Source organism: Kitasatospora sp. NPDC101235 (genome assembly GCF_044767505.1).
Classification (GTDB): Bacteria; Actinomycetota; Actinomycetes; order Streptomycetales; family Streptomycetaceae; genus Kitasatospora.
The window spans coordinates 16812-32038 of sequence record NZ_JBIWNZ010000015.1 but is presented as its reverse complement, the minus strand read 5'-3'; the positions used below and the strand labels follow the sequence as shown (position 1 = coordinate 32038).

Genomic DNA, 15227 nt, shown 5'->3' with positions numbered 1-15227 from the left:
CAGCCGAGGACGACGTGGCCGACGCGGCCCTTGCAGGCCGCAGCCGGGAGACTGTCCATGGAGGTCTGAAAGAAGGCCGGGGAGGCTTCGTCGAAGGTCGGGGAGTTCGTCAGGTCGACGACGACATCGGCCCCCGCCACCGCCTCGTCGAGCCCCTGTCCGCTGATGACGTCGACTCCGCTGGACCGCGAGTGCGGCACCGCCTCGTACCCGGCGGCGTTCGGGTTCCTGACGACCCGCGACCCGATCAGGCCGGTACCACCGATGACTGCGAGGTTCACGGGTCACCCTTCGTGACCCACCGACAGGTCGCGCGTCCGGAGTGTAACGGGGCGGTGCGCGGCGCTCGCGGACCGTACGCTGTCGGGCATCCCGGTGACGCTCATTCACCCCGCACCGATGCTGGGCCCGTTGTGCCACTACAGAGGCTGGATTTCGATCTGATGATCGACTGAAACGTGAGTGTTCCCATGCCTCTTCCGTATCTAGGCTGCGGGAGGCGTGTCACGGTCGTGAGAAGGCTCCGGAGGTCGAAGTGGACAGAGGCGCCGGCAAGGTTCCGCTCGCGGTCGGCGGACTGCCGCTGTTCGGGCACCTGCTCGGACTGGTGCGGGGGCGGGCGGTGTTCCTGCAGGGGCTGCGGACGGGTGGCGACATCGTCGAGATGAGGCTCGGGCGGCGGTCGTTCTACGTGCTCAACGCCCCCGAGGCCATTCACGAGGTGCTGGTCACGCAGAGCGGGAAGTTCAGCAAAGGGATGCTGTTCGACCGCGTCCGCCCGTACATCGGGAACGGCCTGGCGACCTCCGACGGGACCTTCCACCTCCGGCAGCGGCGCGCCCTGCAACCCGCGTTCCACCGGGAACGGATCACCCGGTACGCCGAGACTCTTGCGGTCGTCGCAGAACAGCGGGTGGGCCGCTGGCGCACCGGGCGGACTCTGGCCATGGAACGGGAGATGCGCGAACTCGCCGTCGCGATGATGCTGCCGACCCTCTTCCCGTCCGCCGACGGGTCCGGGACCGGGCGGACCGTCGAGGAGCTCGGCGCGCGGGTCGGCGAGGACCTCGGGATCCTCGTGCGTGGCGTACTCCGGGCCACCGTCCTGCCGCCGGCGCTGGCCGAACTGCCGACCCCGGGGCGGCGGGAGTTCCTCGCCTCGGCGGCGTCTCTGCGCAGGCTGGCCGAGGCGGCGGTGCGACAGGCCCGCCGCAGCCCGCAGCACGACGGCGTCCTCGCGCTGATGCTCACGCACGAGGACGGCATGTCGGACGAAGAGGCGTGCGACGAACTCCTCACCCTCCTCGTCGCCGGAGTCGAGACCACGGGCACCACCCTGGCCTGGGCCCTGCACTCACTCGCCCGCGACCCGCAAGCCGCCGACCGGATGCACGACGAGGCATGGGCCGCCGGACCGGGCCCCGCCACTCCCGCCGCCCTTCCGTACACCACCCGGTTCGTCCAGGAGGTGCTGCGCCTCTACCAGCCGCTGTGGTTCATGGGGCGACGCGCCCTGGAGGCCGTGCGGATCGGGCGATACGAGATCCCGGAGGGCGCCGAGGTGGTCTACAGCGCCGCGACCCTTCACCGTGACCCCGCCTGCTTCCCCGACCCGTTGCGCTTCGACCCCGACCGGTGGCTCGCCAAACCCGAGAAGAGCCTGCCGCGCGGCACCTACCTGCCCTTCGGGGCCGGCAACCGCAAGTGCATCGGCGACGGCTTCGCCTGGGCGGAGATGCTCGCCGTACTCGCCACCGTCACCACCCGCTGGCACCTGCACCCCACGCCGGGCCACCGGGTCCGGGCGGTCGCCGACGCCCAGATCCGCCCCGACGCCCTGCCGATGTCGGTCACCCCCCGCACGACGCACTGAGCGGGAGGAGCGATGCTGGAGTTCCATCTGGACGAGATCGGGCTGTTCGACACCGCACGGTCGCTGGACCCCCACCTGGACGGACTGGCCCGCTTCGTCCCGCAGGCGGCCGGGCCGACTGGCGAGGCACCGGCCGGACCGCTCGGAGGAGCCGCGGCATCGGACCTGGCGCAGCTGCCGGCCGTCGAGGACGAGTGCCGCCGGGACCGGCTCGCGCTGCTCGACGCCACCGACGAGGCGTACCTGCACAGCGCGCAGGGACGGGCCTTCGCCGAATGGTTGGCCGGGGCGCGGCCCGCGGAGCTGATCTGCACCCGGAAGGGCGATACCTCGCTCGACGACGTCCACCGGTACATCGTCCGGGACGCTGTGCAGTGGCTCACGCTGTGGTCGGCCGGCTACCGGCGGGATCCACTGTGGCACGCGATCGCCAAGGCCGTGGCGCTGCTGGCCGTCCTGGACGACGTCGTCGTTCCCCCGCAGGACGTAGCGAGCGGAGCGCACCGGCTCGGGGGCGAGAGCCTGGCCGAGGTGCTGGACAGGGTGCACGCCCTCGGCGGGGACCGGGACCGGCGTTGGCTCGCCGAGGCCTACCGGGAGACGCTGTTCAGCGCGCGGATCCAGTTCCACGAGAAGTGGTCCGCCGCGGGACCGGGCCTGGCACCACCGGCTCGCTTCGACGCGATCCAGGCGTACGTCCGGGAGCCGGACATCCTGCGCGCGAGCATCCTCCGGACGTACGCGGCCGAGACCTTGCCCGTCATGGGCCTGATCGCCTACTACTTCCGCCTCCCCTTCGACGAGTGCGACCGTGCCGCCTTTCTCGCCGCCGGCGTGGCACAGACCCTCGGGATGGACATCTCCAAGGACCAGTACGGCATCGGTGTGAAGGAGGTGACCAACTTCGGTGTCCGGCCCGGTCGGCGCGAACCGGAAAATGCCCGGCACCGCACCGCGATCTACCGCACCTTCCTGCGGCTGACTGCCCAGCTGCACAACGCCGCCGACCCCGCCGGTGTCGTCTACGACCGCTACTCCCGGGTCTCGCTCTCCTACGCCAGACTCGTCGACCGCTACCTCGAACGCCGCCGGATGACCCGCCTTCCCATGAACGACACGCTGTCCGCGGTCGTCAACGAGGTCATCGCCGACGGGTGACCGGCCCGACCGCCGAGGTGGCGCTGCCCGGCTTTCCACTCCTCGACGCAGGGCTCGAACTGCATCGGCCGTACTTCGGGATCCGCTCCGCCTTGCGCCGGCTCTGCAGGGCGTTCCTGCGGGCTTGGTACACCTCGATGAGGCGGGCCTTCGCCTTGTCCCGGGTGTCACAGATCGGCGGGGTGTCCGGTCAATACTGCGGACGGGAGCGGGGCGACGGCCCCCGCCAGATCACCCGGACACCGAGGAAGGGGCACCACAGTGTCGGACCACCACGCAGGACACGTGCACGGAGCCGGCGGCGGCCCGGCGGCTCGGGCGGGCTGGATGACCGCGGCGCAGGTGCTGCAGGACGCCGGACCGTTCACCGTCCCCGAGGGCGCCTCCGCGATGACCGTCCACATCGAATGGGCGCCGGGCGACCCGGGTACCCCGCCGCACCGCCACTCCGGGCCCGCGTTCGGGTACGTCGTCGAGGGCGCGGTCCGCTTCGAGCTGGAGGGCGAGCCGGAGCGGGTGGTGGAGGCCGGCGGCACGTTCTGGGAGCCGGGCGGCGACGTGATCCACTACCAGGACGGCAACGCGTTGGCCGACGCGCGGACCCGGTTCGTGGTGACCATGCTGTGCGCCCCCGGGAGGCCCATGCTCGAACTCGTCCCCGAGGAGGAGCTCGCCCGGCGCGCCCACCTGCGGGCCCGGCGCCCCGCCGGGTGAGCGCACCTCGCCCGGCCACCGACCTCGCGGCGGACGGCCCCGCCCCGCCCGCCGACCCCCTCGCACGACGGAGGACCCCGCCGCATGCCCGCCATCCTCGTCCACGGCGTTCCCGACACCCATCGGGTGTGGGACGGCGTGCGCCGCCACCTGACCCGCACCGACGTCGAGGCCTGGGACCTGCCCGGGTTCGGCGCCCCGCGCCCGGACGGCTTCCGCTCCACCAAGGAGGAGTACGTCGACTGGCTGATCGCCCGGCTGGAGCGTGTCGGCGAACCCGTCGACCTGGTCGGCCACGACTGGGGCTGCATCCTCACCGCGCGCGTCGCCTCCCTGCGGCCCGACCTCGTCCGCACCTGGGCCGGCGGCAACGGCCCGGTCGACGCGGCGTACACGTGGCACCCGCTCGCCAAGGTCTGGCAGCACCCCGTCGACGGCGACCGCTTCATGCGTGAGCTGCGGCCGGGAGCGTTCGCGGCCGACCTCGCGGCCGGCTTCGAGGTGCCGGCCGACCTGGCCGGGGAGGCGGCCTCCCGGGTGGACGAGTCCATGAAGGACAGCATCCTGGGGCTCTACCGCTCGGCCGTGACCGTGGGGGCCGAGTGGGAGCCGGGCCTTGCCCGGGTGACCGCGCCCTGCCTGGTGTTCTGGGGGGTTCGCGATCCCGCCTGCCCGATCGCGTCCGGCCGGCGGCTCGCTGCCGCTCTGCGCGCCCCGGGCGTCGTCGCGCTCGACTGCAACCACTGGCCGCTGCTCCAGCGGCCGGCAGAGGTCGCCGCGGCCGTCGAGGCGCACTGGACGGCACACCGGGGCCCGGGCCGGTGAGCCGCGTGTGACGGGCCGCCAGTCGCGGTGACGGCCCGTCAGGACGGCTGCTGCCGCGCCCGGCAGGGGTTTGTCCGCCCCGCGCGGGCTGGTGCATGATGGGTTCGGCCCGGAACGATCAGGGTCCGGACCTTGACCTGTGTGGTGGTGGCGGATGGCGGGCAGCGCTCCGGGGCGCGGGCTGCGCGGCCGGCGCAGCGAGTGCGGAGCGCTGGACCAGGTGATCGCCGGGGCCCGGGAGGGCCGGGGCCAGGTCCTCGTGCTGCGCGGTGAACCGGGGGTCGGCAAGTCCGCCCTCGTGGAGTGCGTGGTGGAGCGGGCGAGCGGGTGCCGGGTCCTGCGGGCGGTCGGCGCCGAGTCCGAGATGGAACTGGCGTTCGCCGGACTGCACCAGTTCTGCGTACCCCTGCTGGGGCGGCTGGAGCGCATCCCCGGCCCCCAGCGCGACGCCCTGTCCGTCGCGTTCGGCCTGAGCGCGTCGAGCGCGGGCAGCGCGCCGGACCGCTTCCTGGTCGGCCTGGCGGTGCTCAGCCTGCTGGCCGAGGCGGCGGAGGAGCAGCCGCTGGTCTGCGTCGTGGACGACGCCCACTGGCTCGACCGGGTCTCCGCCCAGACGCTGGCCTTCGTCGCCCGGCGGCTGCTGGCGGAGCGGGTGGCGCTGGTGTTCGCGGCGCGCACCACGGCGCCCGACGCGGGCGGCGACCCCTTCGGGGGGCTGCCCGAGATCGCGGTCCGGGGCCTGCGCGACGACGACGCGCGGGCGCTGCTGGAATCGGTGGTCCCCGGGCGGCTGGACGAGCGGGTCCGGGACCGCGTCGTCGCCGAGACCCGTGGCAACCCGCTGGCCCTGCTGGAACTGACCCGGGGGCTGTCGGCGGCCGAGCTGGCCGGCGGGTTCGGCCGCCCGGACGTCCGCCCGCTGGCCGGCCAGATCGAGCAGGCCTACGTGCGGCGCATCGGCGCGCTTCCCGCCGACGCCCAGCGGCTGCTGCTGGCGGCGGCCGCGGAGCCGGTGGGGGACGTGCCGCTGCTGCGGCGGGTCGCCGAGCGGCTCGGCCTCGGCGCGGACGCCGCGGGAGCGGCCGAGGCGTCGGGGCTGGTCGAGTTCGGTACCCGGGTGCGGTTCCGCCACCCACTGGTCCGTTCGGCGGTCTACCGCGCCGCCGACCCCGCCCTGCGCCGGGACGTGCACCGCGCGCTGGCCGAAGCCACCGACCCCGCCGTCGACTCGGACCGTCGGGCGTGGCACCGCGCCCACGCGGCGGTGGACCCGGACGAGGCCCTGGCGGGCGAGCTGGAGCGGTCGGCCGGCCGGGCCCAGGCCCGCGGCGGGATCGCGGCGGCGGCGGCCTTCCTGCGGCGCGCGGCCGAACTGACGCCCGATCCGGCCCTGCGGGGCACGCGCGCGGGCGCCGCCGCCCAGGCCGCCTTTGACGCCGGCTCCCCCGACACGGCGCTCGAACTCCTCGCCGCGGCCCGGCTCGGCCCGCTCGGCGAGGCACAGCGGGCCCGGCTGGCCCGGCTCCGCGCCCAGATCGCCTTCGCCCGGCGGCGCGGCGGAGAGGCGCTGCCCCTGCTGCTCGACGCGGCCGGCCGGCTGGCGCGGGCCGGGGACGCATCCGCGCGCGAGGCGTACCTGGACGCCCTCGGGTCGGCGGTCTTCGCCGGCCGCCTGGGCCTGCGGACCGGGGTGCGGGAGGTCGCCGAGTCCGCCCGCATGGCGCCGCCCGGGGCGCTGCCCGCCCGGCCCACGGACCTCTTCCTCGACGGCCTGGCTGCCTGGTTCCTCGACGGCCGCGCCGAGGGCGGGCCGCTGCTGCGGTCCGCCCTGTGGGCTTTCCGGCAGGCCGCCGCAGGCGGGAGCGGCGAGGCCGGGCACGGAAACAGCGACACCATGCGCTGGCTCTGGCTGACCTGGCTGGTCGCCGGGGAGCTGTGGGACGACGAGGCGTGGCACTGGATGACCGAGCACGCGGTCCGCTCGGCCCGCGAGGCCGGCGCCCTCAACGTCCTCCCCCTGGCGCTCGGTTACCGGGCCGCCCTGTCCGTGCACGCCGGGGACTTCGACCTCGCGGCGGCGCTCGTCGACGAGGCCGACAGCATCGCGGAGGCGACCGGTCACTCCCCGATGGCGTACCCCGCGCTCCTGCTGACGGCCTGGCGCGGGGAGGACGCGGGGGCCGCCGAGGTGATCCGCGGCGCCGTCCGCGAGGCGACTTCGTGGGGCGAGGGGCGCGCGATCGGCCAGGGGGACTACCTCGTTGCCGTGCTCCACAACGGCCTCGGCCGCTACCAGGACGCCCTGGCCCACGCGGAACGGGCCGTCGCGCACGAGGACGTGGCCGTCCACGGCTTCGCCCTCGCCGAACTCGTCGAGGCGGCCGCCCGCGCAGACGCCCCCGAGCGGGCCGCGGCGGCGCTGCGCCGGTTGGAGGACCGCGCGGAGGCGGCCGGCACCGACTGGGCCCTCGGTGTGCTGGCCCGCTCGCGCGCCCTGCTGGACGACGGCCCGGGTGCCGAGCGGCTCTACCGCGAGGCCCTGACCCGCCTCGAACGCGGCCGCATCGCCGTCCAGTTGGCCCGCACCCACCTGGTGTACGGCGAGTGGCTGCGCCGCGGGAACCGGCGCGGCGACGCGCGCGGGCACCTGCGCACCGCCCACGACCTGCTGCGGGGGTTCGGGGCGGCGGCCTTCGCCGAGCGCGCCCGGCGCGAACTACTGGCCGCCGGGGAGACGGTCCGGCCGCGCCCCGCCGACGCGAACGGGGCGCGACGCGAGGCCCTGACGGCCCAGGAGGGCCAGATCGCCCGGCTGGCCGCCGACGGTCTGACCAACTCCGAGATCGGTGCCGAACTCTTCATCAGCCCCCGCACCGTGGAGTGGCACCTGGGCAAGGTGTTCAGCAAGCTCGACGTCACGTCCCGCACCAGGCTCCGCACCGCCCTGGCCGACGCCTGACGGCCCGCCCTCCCTCGGCCCCCGGGCCGGCCCCCGGGAGCCCCGGGGAGCCCCGGGAGAGGCAGCACCCGGGGGTCGACCCGGAGTTCCCCGGGCGACGGGCTGCGGGCCGCGGCGGCAGAGTGGCCCGAGCGGCGCCGACCGGCGTCGCGCGCGGGCGCGGCCGCCCCGGGGACGGCGCCGCGGTCCGCGCCGGGACACGACCGCCCGCCGGGCCCTGGACCCGGGCCCGGCGGGGACCGAAGGGAGGTCGGCCCATGACGCAGGAGCCGATACTGGGGCGCAGCCGTGAGTGCGGGGTACTGGAGGAACTGCTCGACGCCGTGCGCGACGGGGGGAGCCGGGTGCTGGTGCTCCGCGGCGAGCCGGGCATGGGGAAGAACAGACTGCTGGAGCACGCCGCCGCCCGGGCACGGGGGTTCCGGACCGCCCGGGTAACCGGCGTCCAGTCCGAGACGGAGCTCCCGTACGCCGGGCTCCACCAGCTGTGCGCTCCGTTCCTGGACCGGCTCGGCCGTTTGCCGACCCCGCAGCGCGACGCGCTGGGCGCCGCGTTCGGCCTGACCCTGCGCGCCCGGCCGGACCGCTTCCTGGTCGGCCTCGCCGTGCTCAGCCTGTTCGCCGACGCGGTCGGACAGGACCCACTGGTCTGCCTCGTCGACGACGCCCAGTGGCTGGACGAGGTGCCCGTGCAGACGCTCGCCTTCGTCGCCCGACGGCTGCTCGCCGAGCGGATCGGCGTGGTCCTCGCCGTGCGCGAGCCCTCCCTGGAGCCCCGGTTCACGGGGCTGCCGCAGCTCACCGTCGGCCGGCTCGGCGACAGCGACGCCCTCGCGCTGCTGGACTCCGTGGTCCCGGGTCGGCTCGACGAGCGCGTCCGTGACCGCATCGTCGCCGAGACCCAGGGCAACCCGCTGGCCCTGCTCGCACTGCCCTGCGGGCTCGGCCCCGAGGAGCTGGCCGGCGACTTCGGACGCCCCGACGCGCGGCCGCTGGCCGGGCAGATCGAGCAGAGCTTCCTGCACCGGATCCAGGCCCTGCCGCCCGCCGCCCGGCAGCTGCTGCTCCTCGCCGCGGCCGAACCGGTCGGCGACGTCGCCCTGCTCCGGCGCGACAGCGCCCCGGCGCCCGGCCGAGTCCCGGACTGCCCTCACCGCCCAGGAGACCCGGATCGCGTGCCTGGCCGGGGGCGGGATGACCAACCCCGAGATCGGGGCCCAGCTGTTCCTCAGCCCGCACACGGTGGAGTGGCACCTGCGCAAGGTGTACACGAAGCTCGGCGTCACCTCCCGCAAGCAGCTCGGCGGCGCCCTGCGCGAGGACACGGCGGCCACGGCCTGAGCCCCGGTAGCGGCCGGTGGGACGGCGTCCTCCCGGGGCCCCGGGGGCAGGGGACCAGGGGCACCCGGGCGGCGGACCAGGCATCCTCCGGGGCGTCACGGCGGGGGCTGCAGCGGGAGCGTGTCCCCGAGGGCATCGACGGAGGCCGCAGGCGAAACGGAGCCGTGATGAGCGTGTTGACAGACCTGCCCGGCAGGCGTCCGAACACCCGGCCGGCCGCCGGGGACGGCACCCTGGTGGCGGCCGCCGCCGCCTTCGAGGGACTGCGGCCGCGACTCTTCGGCACCGCGTACCGGATCGTGGGCAGCGAGGTCGAGGCGGAGGACGTGGTCCAGGACATATGGCTGCGCTGGCAGTTGACCGACCGCTCGGTGGTGATCAGCCCCGTGGCTTTCCTGTCCCGCGCCACCGCCCGGCTGGCCCTGAACGTGGTCCAGTCCGCCCGGTCGCGCCGCCAGACCCCGCTCGGCCCCTGGCTGCCCGAACTCGTCGACACCGGCGGCGACCCCGAGGCCGGCATGCAGCGGGTGGAGGAGCTGGCGTCCGCGCTGCTCCTGGTCCTGGAGCGGCTGACGCCCACGGAGCAGGCGGTGTACATCCTGCGCGAGGCCTTCGAGTACGCCTACGGCGACATCGCCGGAATGCTGCGCCTCAGCGTCGTCAACGTCCGCCAGATCTCCAGCCGGGCCCGCCGCCGCCTGGCCGCCGAGCAGCGGCGGGCCGTCGACCCGACGGAGCACCGGCGGCTGCTGGCGGCCTTCGTCGCGGCCGCCCGGACCGGGGACATCGCCGCACTGGAGTCGCTGCTGGCCGTGCGGTGACCGGGGCCGCCCGCCGCGGTTCCGGCCACCGCCGGGAGCGCACCGCCCGACCCCGCTCCGCCCGGCCGGCGGAGCCGTACCGGGAGCCGGGCATCCGCTCCCCCGCAGGAAGACCGGCTTCGGACGGCATCTGTGACATTCCGTCGGCACTTCGTCCCGGCACCTCGTCGGCACCTCGTCGACGCCTCCTCGCTTCCGGCCGCGAGACAGCCGGTCGATGGCTCGGGCCGCGGCCGACCGTGTGCTGCGGCGGCTTCGGACCGGGGCGACTGTCACGAACCGGACCGCCCGTCTGTCTATACGGATGACCGGACGGCGCAGCCCGCGGCGGCGCCGTCGAGGCCTCCGGTTGACGCCCTTCGATAGGAGAACCCCATGACCCAGCTCAACCTCGCCCGTCCCGATGCGCCGGGACGCGACGAACCGGTCCCGTCGCGCTATGCGTTGAAGGTCGGCGACATCGACGTGCTGGTGATCAGCGACGGGGTGCTGCCGATCTCCCCGGTGACCATGGCCACCAACGCCCCCACGGCCGACCTGAAGGCCTGGCTCGGCGACATGTACCTGCCTCTGGAGTCGACGAACTGGCCGCTGAACGTGGCCGTGGTGCGCAGCGGCGGCCGGACCGTGCTCATCGACTCCGGACTGGGAACGGAGTTCCCGGGCTTCCCGCGGGCTGGGCAGCTGGCCACGCGACTGGACGCAGCCGGGATCGACCCCGCGTCGGTGACCGACGTGGTGCTCACCCACCTGCACATGGACCACATCGGCGGGCTGCTCGTCGAGGGGCTCCGGGGTCGGCTGCGCACGGACCTGCGGGTCCACCTGGCCGCGGCCGAGGCCGACTTCTGGGCAGCGCCCGACTTCTCCCGCACCGACATGCCCGCACCGGTGCCGGACGTGCTCCGCAGGACCGCCTCGCGGTTCCTGGACGTGTACCGCGGCCAGTTGCGGCCGTTCGAGAAGGAGTACGAGGTGGCGCCGGGCGTCCTGGTCCGCCGCACCGGCGGCCACACCCCCGGCCACAGCGTCGTACGTCTGGAGTCCGGCCGTGACCGGCTGACGTTCGCGGGCGACGCCGTGTTCCAGTGCGGGTTCGACAAACCCGATTGGCACAACGGCTTCGATCACGACCCCGAGGAGTCGGCCCGTGTCCGGACCCGCCTCTTGCGGGAGATGGCGGCGACCGGCGAGCAACTGGTGGCCACCCACCTGCCCTTCCCGTCCGTCTGCCACGTGGCGGATGCCGGCAGCGGCGCCTTCCGCTTCGTGCCGGTGGTCTGGGACTACTGACCGCCCGCCCCCGCCGCCCCGCCGTGCGCGGGTCCCCGACGGCTGACGACCGTGCCCTCGTACCGCATCGACTGGAGGATCCCTGTGGAGCGTCCCATACTGGACCCGATCGTGCTCGACCCGACCGGGCGTGCCCGTGAAGCCGAGACCGCCGAGCTGTTCGCACTCGGTCCGGCCACACCGGTCGACATCCTGGGCGTCCGGGCCTGGGCGGTGTCCGACCCGCTGCTGCTGGAGGAACTGCTCAAGGACCCTCGGGTGTCCAAGGACGGCCTGCGGCACTGGCCCGACTACGACCGGGCGGTGCGGACCTGGCCGCTGGCGCTGTGGGTGAGCGTGCGCAACATGTTCAACGCCCACGGCGCCGACCACCGGCGACTGCGCCAGCTGGTGAGCAGCGCCTTCACACCCCGCCAGGTCGTCGCCATGACCGCGCGGGTGGAGGAGCTGACCGACGCCCTGCTGGACGACCTGGCCGGGGGCGCCCCCAGCGAGGTGGTGGACCTCCGCGAACGTTTCGCCTACCCGCTGCCGATCCAGGTCATCTCCCAACTGCTGGGCCTGCCACGGGAGGTGACGGCCGGCTTTCGGGGCATGGTCGACAAGGTCTTCGCCACCACCCTCACCCCCGAGGAGTCGGCGGCCAACGGCGCGGCGTTCCAGGCCCTGCTGGAGGAGCTGATCGCCGTCAAGCGCCGCGAGCCGGGGGAAGACGTGACCTCCCTGCTGATCGCCGCCCGCGACACCGAGTCCGGCGCCGGCCCCGCCGCGCTGAGCGAGGAGGAGCTGCGCGACACCCTGCTGCTGATCGTCTCGGCCGGCTACGAGACCACCGTGAACCTGATCGACAACGGCATCACGGACCTGCTCACCCACCCCGACCAGCTCGCCCTGGTGCGCGCGGGCAGGGCCGGCTGGGACGACGTGGTCGAGGAGGCGCTGCGACGCAACGCCCCGCTGGCGCACCTGCCGATGCGCTTCGCGGTGGAGGACATCGAGTTGCCCGGCGGGGTGACGGTCCGCCGAGGCGAGCCGATCCTGTGCGCCTACCAGGCCGCCGGGCGCCACCCGGTGCGCTACGGCGACAGCGGCGTCGGCTTCGACGTCACCCGCCCGGCCAAGGACCACCTCGCCTTCGGTCACGGCCCGCACTTCTGCCTCGGCGCGCCGCTGGCCCGCCTGGAGGGGCGCACCGCATTGAGCCGGCTGTTCGCGCGTTTCCCCGACCTCGCGTTTGCCCCGGGCGCGCGGCTGGAGCCGGTCGACTCGCTGATCTCCAACGGGCACCGCGAACTGCCGGTGCTACTCGGCCCGCCGGCGTCCTGACGGGGCGCCCCGGCCGCCCCCGGCCCGCTCGCCCGGGCCGGGGGCGGGCGGGAGGACACACGAGGACGGGCCTTCGGAACCGGTCGGCAGGCAGGCGGTGCGCCGGTCAGGCGGTGCGGAGGGCTGCGGCGGCGTACTCCCAGGGCCGGTCGGCGGCCCCGTGGTCGAGGGCGTGGACGGCCACACCGCTCGGCCGACCCTCGTTGCTCCGGACGACGGGCGCCTCCTGGTTGCCCTCGAAGTAGCGGCCCGTGACCCCGTCCACCAGCGGCAAGGCGGCCAGCAGGACGGAGGTGGCGGCGCCCTGCTCCGGGCTCTTGCAGACGGACGGCCGCGCCGGGTTCCCCGCGTCGTCCATCACCCCGAACGCCCGCAGGGTGTCGTCGTCGACGTGCCGCTGGAGGCGGGTGAGGATGAAGCCGGGGTTCTACCCCCTGGCAGCAGAGCAGGTCAGAACTACCCGGTTGCGTTAAGTCATTGGCACCAGTGGCACGCGCGTCGCCGACAGGACAGAGCCGACCTCCGCCGATCAGCCTTGGTGAACGTTCGGCGCCCGACGGCGCCGATCTCCCAGGTTCTCAGCATGGTGCAACAGGTGGCGCAAGGTTGCGCCGCCGAATCCTCCCGGCCGGCCTCCCGGTTCTCCAGCATGGCCGAGACCCTCTCCCACTTCTCCGCAGACCAGGCGGGCGACAAAGCGGAGTTGCTCCTCCACCCAAGCATCGATCAACTCGCTCACCTCATCACTAATCGCACCCACATTGCCACCCTGTGGCATCATGCGGAAGCGATCGAACTCCCGCCCTTCACTCCGCCCGGTGCGGCACAGCGACATCGACCCGTGTCCTGCCAGGCGATGCTTCCGAAAGGGAGTCCGAGTCGCCATCCCACTCCTCAGCGAGCCGGCCGACGGGGTTCTCGGGTACGAGCGAGGCAGCCACCGCCGATGAGATGGCCAAACGTGGACGGGGATGTCGAAATCGCCGCACTGACGGAGGAAACCGGCGTGGGCGACGAGTCCGCACCGCAGGGTCAGGAACGGCCCCGAGGACACCGGCCTGCGCCTGACCCCGCTCGACCCCAGGCGGCCCGCCCCCGACCTCCTCGAAGACCCCCTCGCCGGCATCCACGGCTGCCGGCTCCTCCACGAGGAATACGACCAACTCGACGACGAAGACGGCTTCGGCGACGACGACCAAGACGACGAGCACACCCGACAGCCCGGCATCGACCGCAGCCGATTCGCCCACCTCGTCCGCGAGGCTGCAGCCGCCAACCGCGACCGGCTCGTCTGACCGTCCAGGCCGACCGCACGAGTAGCCGCTCCGGCCCAGCAGCAACCTCCCCAAGGGCGCGTCCGCACACGGGCCGGCCAGCGGAATGCTCCTCCGGCGTCGGCACGCCCACCCACCTCGACCTGGAGCCAGCGGCGACCCGCCCACCCGAGCCGCTTTTTCAGTGACACTGCGTGACCAAATTGAGGCCGCGGGATACTCGGCCTGGCCGAGGAGGGGCACGGCACGTGGACGTTCGCTGTCGACGTCCCCTCCCTCACCAGTCGCAGGCGCACCGTGCGACGCGGCGGCTTCGAGGACGCGTTCGCCGCCGAGACGGCGTTGCGGCGCTTCCTCGAAGGCCGGCGGCTGGGCTTCGACGCCGACCCGCACGAGACGGTGGCCGCCTACCTCACGAAGTGGCTCAAGGGCATGGAGTTCCTGCTCAAGCCCACCACCTACGCCCGCTACCGCACCTACGTGCTCTGCGAGTTGATACCCGTCTTCGGCAAGCTGCGCCTGGAAGAGCTCGCCCACGACCACATCGCCGCCTACACCCACGAGCAGCTCGACACCGGCCGCGGACGCCAGGCCGTCTACCACTGCCTGGCCACGCTCTCCAGCGCGCTGGGCTCGGCCGTGCGCACCCACCGCCTGCCCTTCAATGCTGCCCAGCCCCTGCCCATGCGCAGGCCCCGCCCCGACGAACGGGTCCCCTGGACCGCGGAGCAGGCCGTCGCGTTCCTCTCCCATTGCCGGAACGTCGACCCCGCCTTCGCCGACCTCTTCGAGGTCATCATCGGCACCGGCCTGCGCAAGGGCGAGGCCCTCGGCCTCCAACGCCCGTGCGTGCGGCTCGACGACCGCGTCATGTACATCCGCCACACCCTGTCCGCGGTCGCAACCACGAACTCGTCCTGCCCCCCCCGAAGACCAGGAAGAGCCGCAACTGGGTGCCGCTGTCCGACCGCGTCGCCGCCGCCCTGACAGCGCGCCATGGACCGGAGTACCGCCACCGTCAACGGTCACGTCTTCCTGGGCCCCGACGGCCAGCCCCTCCACCCCGCCGCCGTCCGCCGACGCTTCCACGAGCTCCGCGAAGGCCGGACTGCCCCACGTCACCATCCACGACCTGCGCCACCTCGCCGCCACCCTCGCCCTGGAGGGCAACGTCTCCATGGCCGTCATCTCCAAGACCCTGCGACACTCCACGCTCTCGACCACCACGAACATCTACAGCCACCTGACCTGGGACGTCGCCAGGGCCGCCGTGAACACCATCGAGGCAAGGCTCCACCTCGTCGAAGCCCGCACCCGGCACGACCCGCACGCCCCCGCCCACGATGTCGGCTTGCCGAACCCGGTGTTCAGTCACGCGGCCTGACGGCCGCACCGCCGAAGCCGGCTCGGCTCTCCCAGCCGCTCCGGCCACCAGGACCGACAAGCAGCCGGGATTCCCGGCTCACAGCTGACACCCGATAAACGTGCGGACCGTCGAAGCAGACGACGCCGCAGGTTCTTTCGGCATGCCCATTTCCCGCGAATCCGGGCCCATTTCCGCGCCGAAGAGGCGACCAGCCGGCGATCGACGGCGCTCAAATGCCCGACCGGATTAACGAATACCCCGTCACGGCCAGACCGGA

Annotated in this window: 12 protein-coding genes and 2 pseudogenes; 12 read left to right on the top strand and 2 right to left on the bottom strand. The window is 74.0% G+C overall.

The window, feature by feature from the left end:
- Positions 1-5 precede the first annotated feature (5 nt).
- Positions 6-281: pseudogene (locus ACIRRH_RS24245) on the bottom strand (LysR family transcriptional regulator); the annotation flags it as partial.
- 254 nt (positions 282-535) lie between these two features.
- Between ACIRRH_RS24245 and ACIRRH_RS24240 the strand changes: the two are divergent.
- The 10 genes and pseudogenes from ACIRRH_RS24240 to ACIRRH_RS24195 all read left to right on the top strand — a co-directional run bounded on the left by ACIRRH_RS24240 (position 536) and on the right by ACIRRH_RS24195 (position 12310).
- Complete coding sequence (locus tag ACIRRH_RS24240) at positions 536-1873, top strand: cytochrome P450 (protein ID WP_403070995.1); 1338 nt, start codon at positions 536-538, stop codon at positions 1871-1873.
- Positions 1874-1885: 12 nt separating this feature from the next.
- Positions 1886-3031 (top strand): hypothetical protein, encoded by a 1146-nt coding sequence (locus ACIRRH_RS24235; protein ID WP_403070992.1) that lies wholly within the window; start codon positions 1886-1888, stop codon positions 3029-3031.
- Positions 3032-3358: 327 nt separating this feature from the next.
- Positions 3359-3745, top strand: a complete 387-nt coding sequence (locus tag ACIRRH_RS24230; RefSeq protein ID WP_403070990.1) for a cupin domain-containing protein — start codon at positions 3359-3361, stop codon at positions 3743-3745.
- An 84-nt stretch (positions 3746-3829) separates the two neighbouring features.
- Positions 3830-4570: an alpha/beta hydrolase gene (locus ACIRRH_RS24225; protein WP_316524156.1), complete on the top strand. Its 741-nt coding sequence runs from the start codon at positions 3830-3832 to the stop codon at positions 4568-4570.
- A 154-nt stretch (positions 4571-4724) separates the two neighbouring features.
- Positions 4725-7529 carry an ATP-binding protein gene (locus ACIRRH_RS24220; RefSeq protein ID WP_403070987.1) on the top strand — a complete coding sequence of 935 codons (2805 nt, stop codon included), beginning with the start codon at positions 4725-4727 and terminating at the stop codon, positions 7527-7529.
- 257 nt (positions 7530-7786) lie between these two features.
- Positions 7787-8239, top strand: a pseudogene (locus ACIRRH_RS24215) (AAA family ATPase); the annotation flags it as partial.
- Between the two features lie 484 nt (positions 8240-8723).
- Entirely contained in the window at positions 8724-8870 is a 147-nt protein-coding gene (locus tag ACIRRH_RS24210) for a helix-turn-helix transcriptional regulator (RefSeq protein ID WP_403071327.1), read from the top strand.
- Between the two features lie 167 nt (positions 8871-9037).
- On the top strand, positions 9038-9691 hold the full coding sequence (locus tag ACIRRH_RS24205) for a sigma-70 family RNA polymerase sigma factor (RefSeq protein WP_403071324.1): 654 nt from the start codon (positions 9038-9040) through the stop codon (positions 9689-9691).
- 375 nt (positions 9692-10066) lie between these two features.
- On the top strand, positions 10067-10984 hold the full coding sequence (locus ACIRRH_RS24200) for an MBL fold metallo-hydrolase (protein WP_403070984.1): 918 nt from the start codon (positions 10067-10069) through the stop codon (positions 10982-10984).
- Positions 10985-11068: 84 nt separating this feature from the next.
- Positions 11069-12310, top strand: a complete 1242-nt coding sequence (locus ACIRRH_RS24195; protein ID WP_403070981.1) for a cytochrome P450 — start codon at positions 11069-11071, stop codon at positions 12308-12310.
- A gap of 106 nt (positions 12311-12416) precedes the next feature.
- Here ACIRRH_RS24195 and ACIRRH_RS24190 read toward each other — a convergent pair whose 3' ends face one another.
- Positions 12417-12668 carry an NADP-dependent oxidoreductase gene (locus tag ACIRRH_RS24190; protein ID WP_403070978.1) on the bottom strand — a complete coding sequence of 84 codons (252 nt, stop codon included), beginning with the start codon at positions 12666-12668 and terminating at the stop codon, positions 12417-12419.
- A 1213-nt stretch (positions 12669-13881) separates the two neighbouring features.
- Here ACIRRH_RS24190 and ACIRRH_RS24185 point away from each other — a divergent pair.
- Positions 13882-14571, top strand: a complete 690-nt coding sequence (locus ACIRRH_RS24185) for a tyrosine-type recombinase/integrase (RefSeq protein ID WP_403070975.1) — start codon at positions 13882-13884, stop codon at positions 14569-14571.
- Positions 14534-14968 carry a tyrosine-type recombinase/integrase gene (locus ACIRRH_RS24180; RefSeq protein WP_403071321.1) on the top strand — a complete coding sequence of 145 codons (435 nt, stop codon included), beginning with the start codon at positions 14534-14536 and terminating at the stop codon, positions 14966-14968. The genes ACIRRH_RS24185 and ACIRRH_RS24180 overlap by 38 nt, the downstream gene beginning before the upstream one ends.
- The last annotated feature ends 259 nt before the right edge of the window (positions 14969-15227 follow it).

Excerpts from the sequence above, each read along its gene's own strand:
- ACIRRH_RS24200 (WP_403070984.1), top strand. The coding sequence starts at position 10,067 with ATGACCCAGCTCAACCTCGCCCGTCCCGATGCGCCGGGACGCGACGAA.
- ACIRRH_RS24205 (WP_403071324.1), top strand. The coding sequence starts at position 9,038 with ATGAGCGTGTTGACAGACCTGCCCGGCAGGCGTCCGAACACCCGGCCG.
- ACIRRH_RS24225 (WP_316524156.1), top strand. The coding sequence starts at position 3,830 with ATGCCCGCCATCCTCGTCCACGGCGTTCCCGACACCCATCGGGTGTGG.
- ACIRRH_RS24230 (WP_403070990.1), top strand. The coding sequence starts at position 3,359 with ATGACCGCGGCGCAGGTGCTGCAGGACGCCGGACCGTTCACCGTCCCC.
- ACIRRH_RS24190 (WP_403070978.1), bottom strand. The coding sequence starts at position 12,668 with ATGGACGACGCGGGGAACCCGGCGCGGCCGTCCGTCTGCAAGAGCCCG.
- ACIRRH_RS24235 (WP_403070992.1), top strand. The coding sequence starts at position 1,886 with ATGCTGGAGTTCCATCTGGACGAGATCGGGCTGTTCGACACCGCACGG.
- ACIRRH_RS24210 (WP_403071327.1), top strand. The coding sequence starts at position 8,724 with ATGACCAACCCCGAGATCGGGGCCCAGCTGTTCCTCAGCCCGCACACG.
- ACIRRH_RS24220 (WP_403070987.1), top strand. The coding sequence starts at position 4,725 with ATGGCGGGCAGCGCTCCGGGGCGCGGGCTGCGCGGCCGGCGCAGCGAG.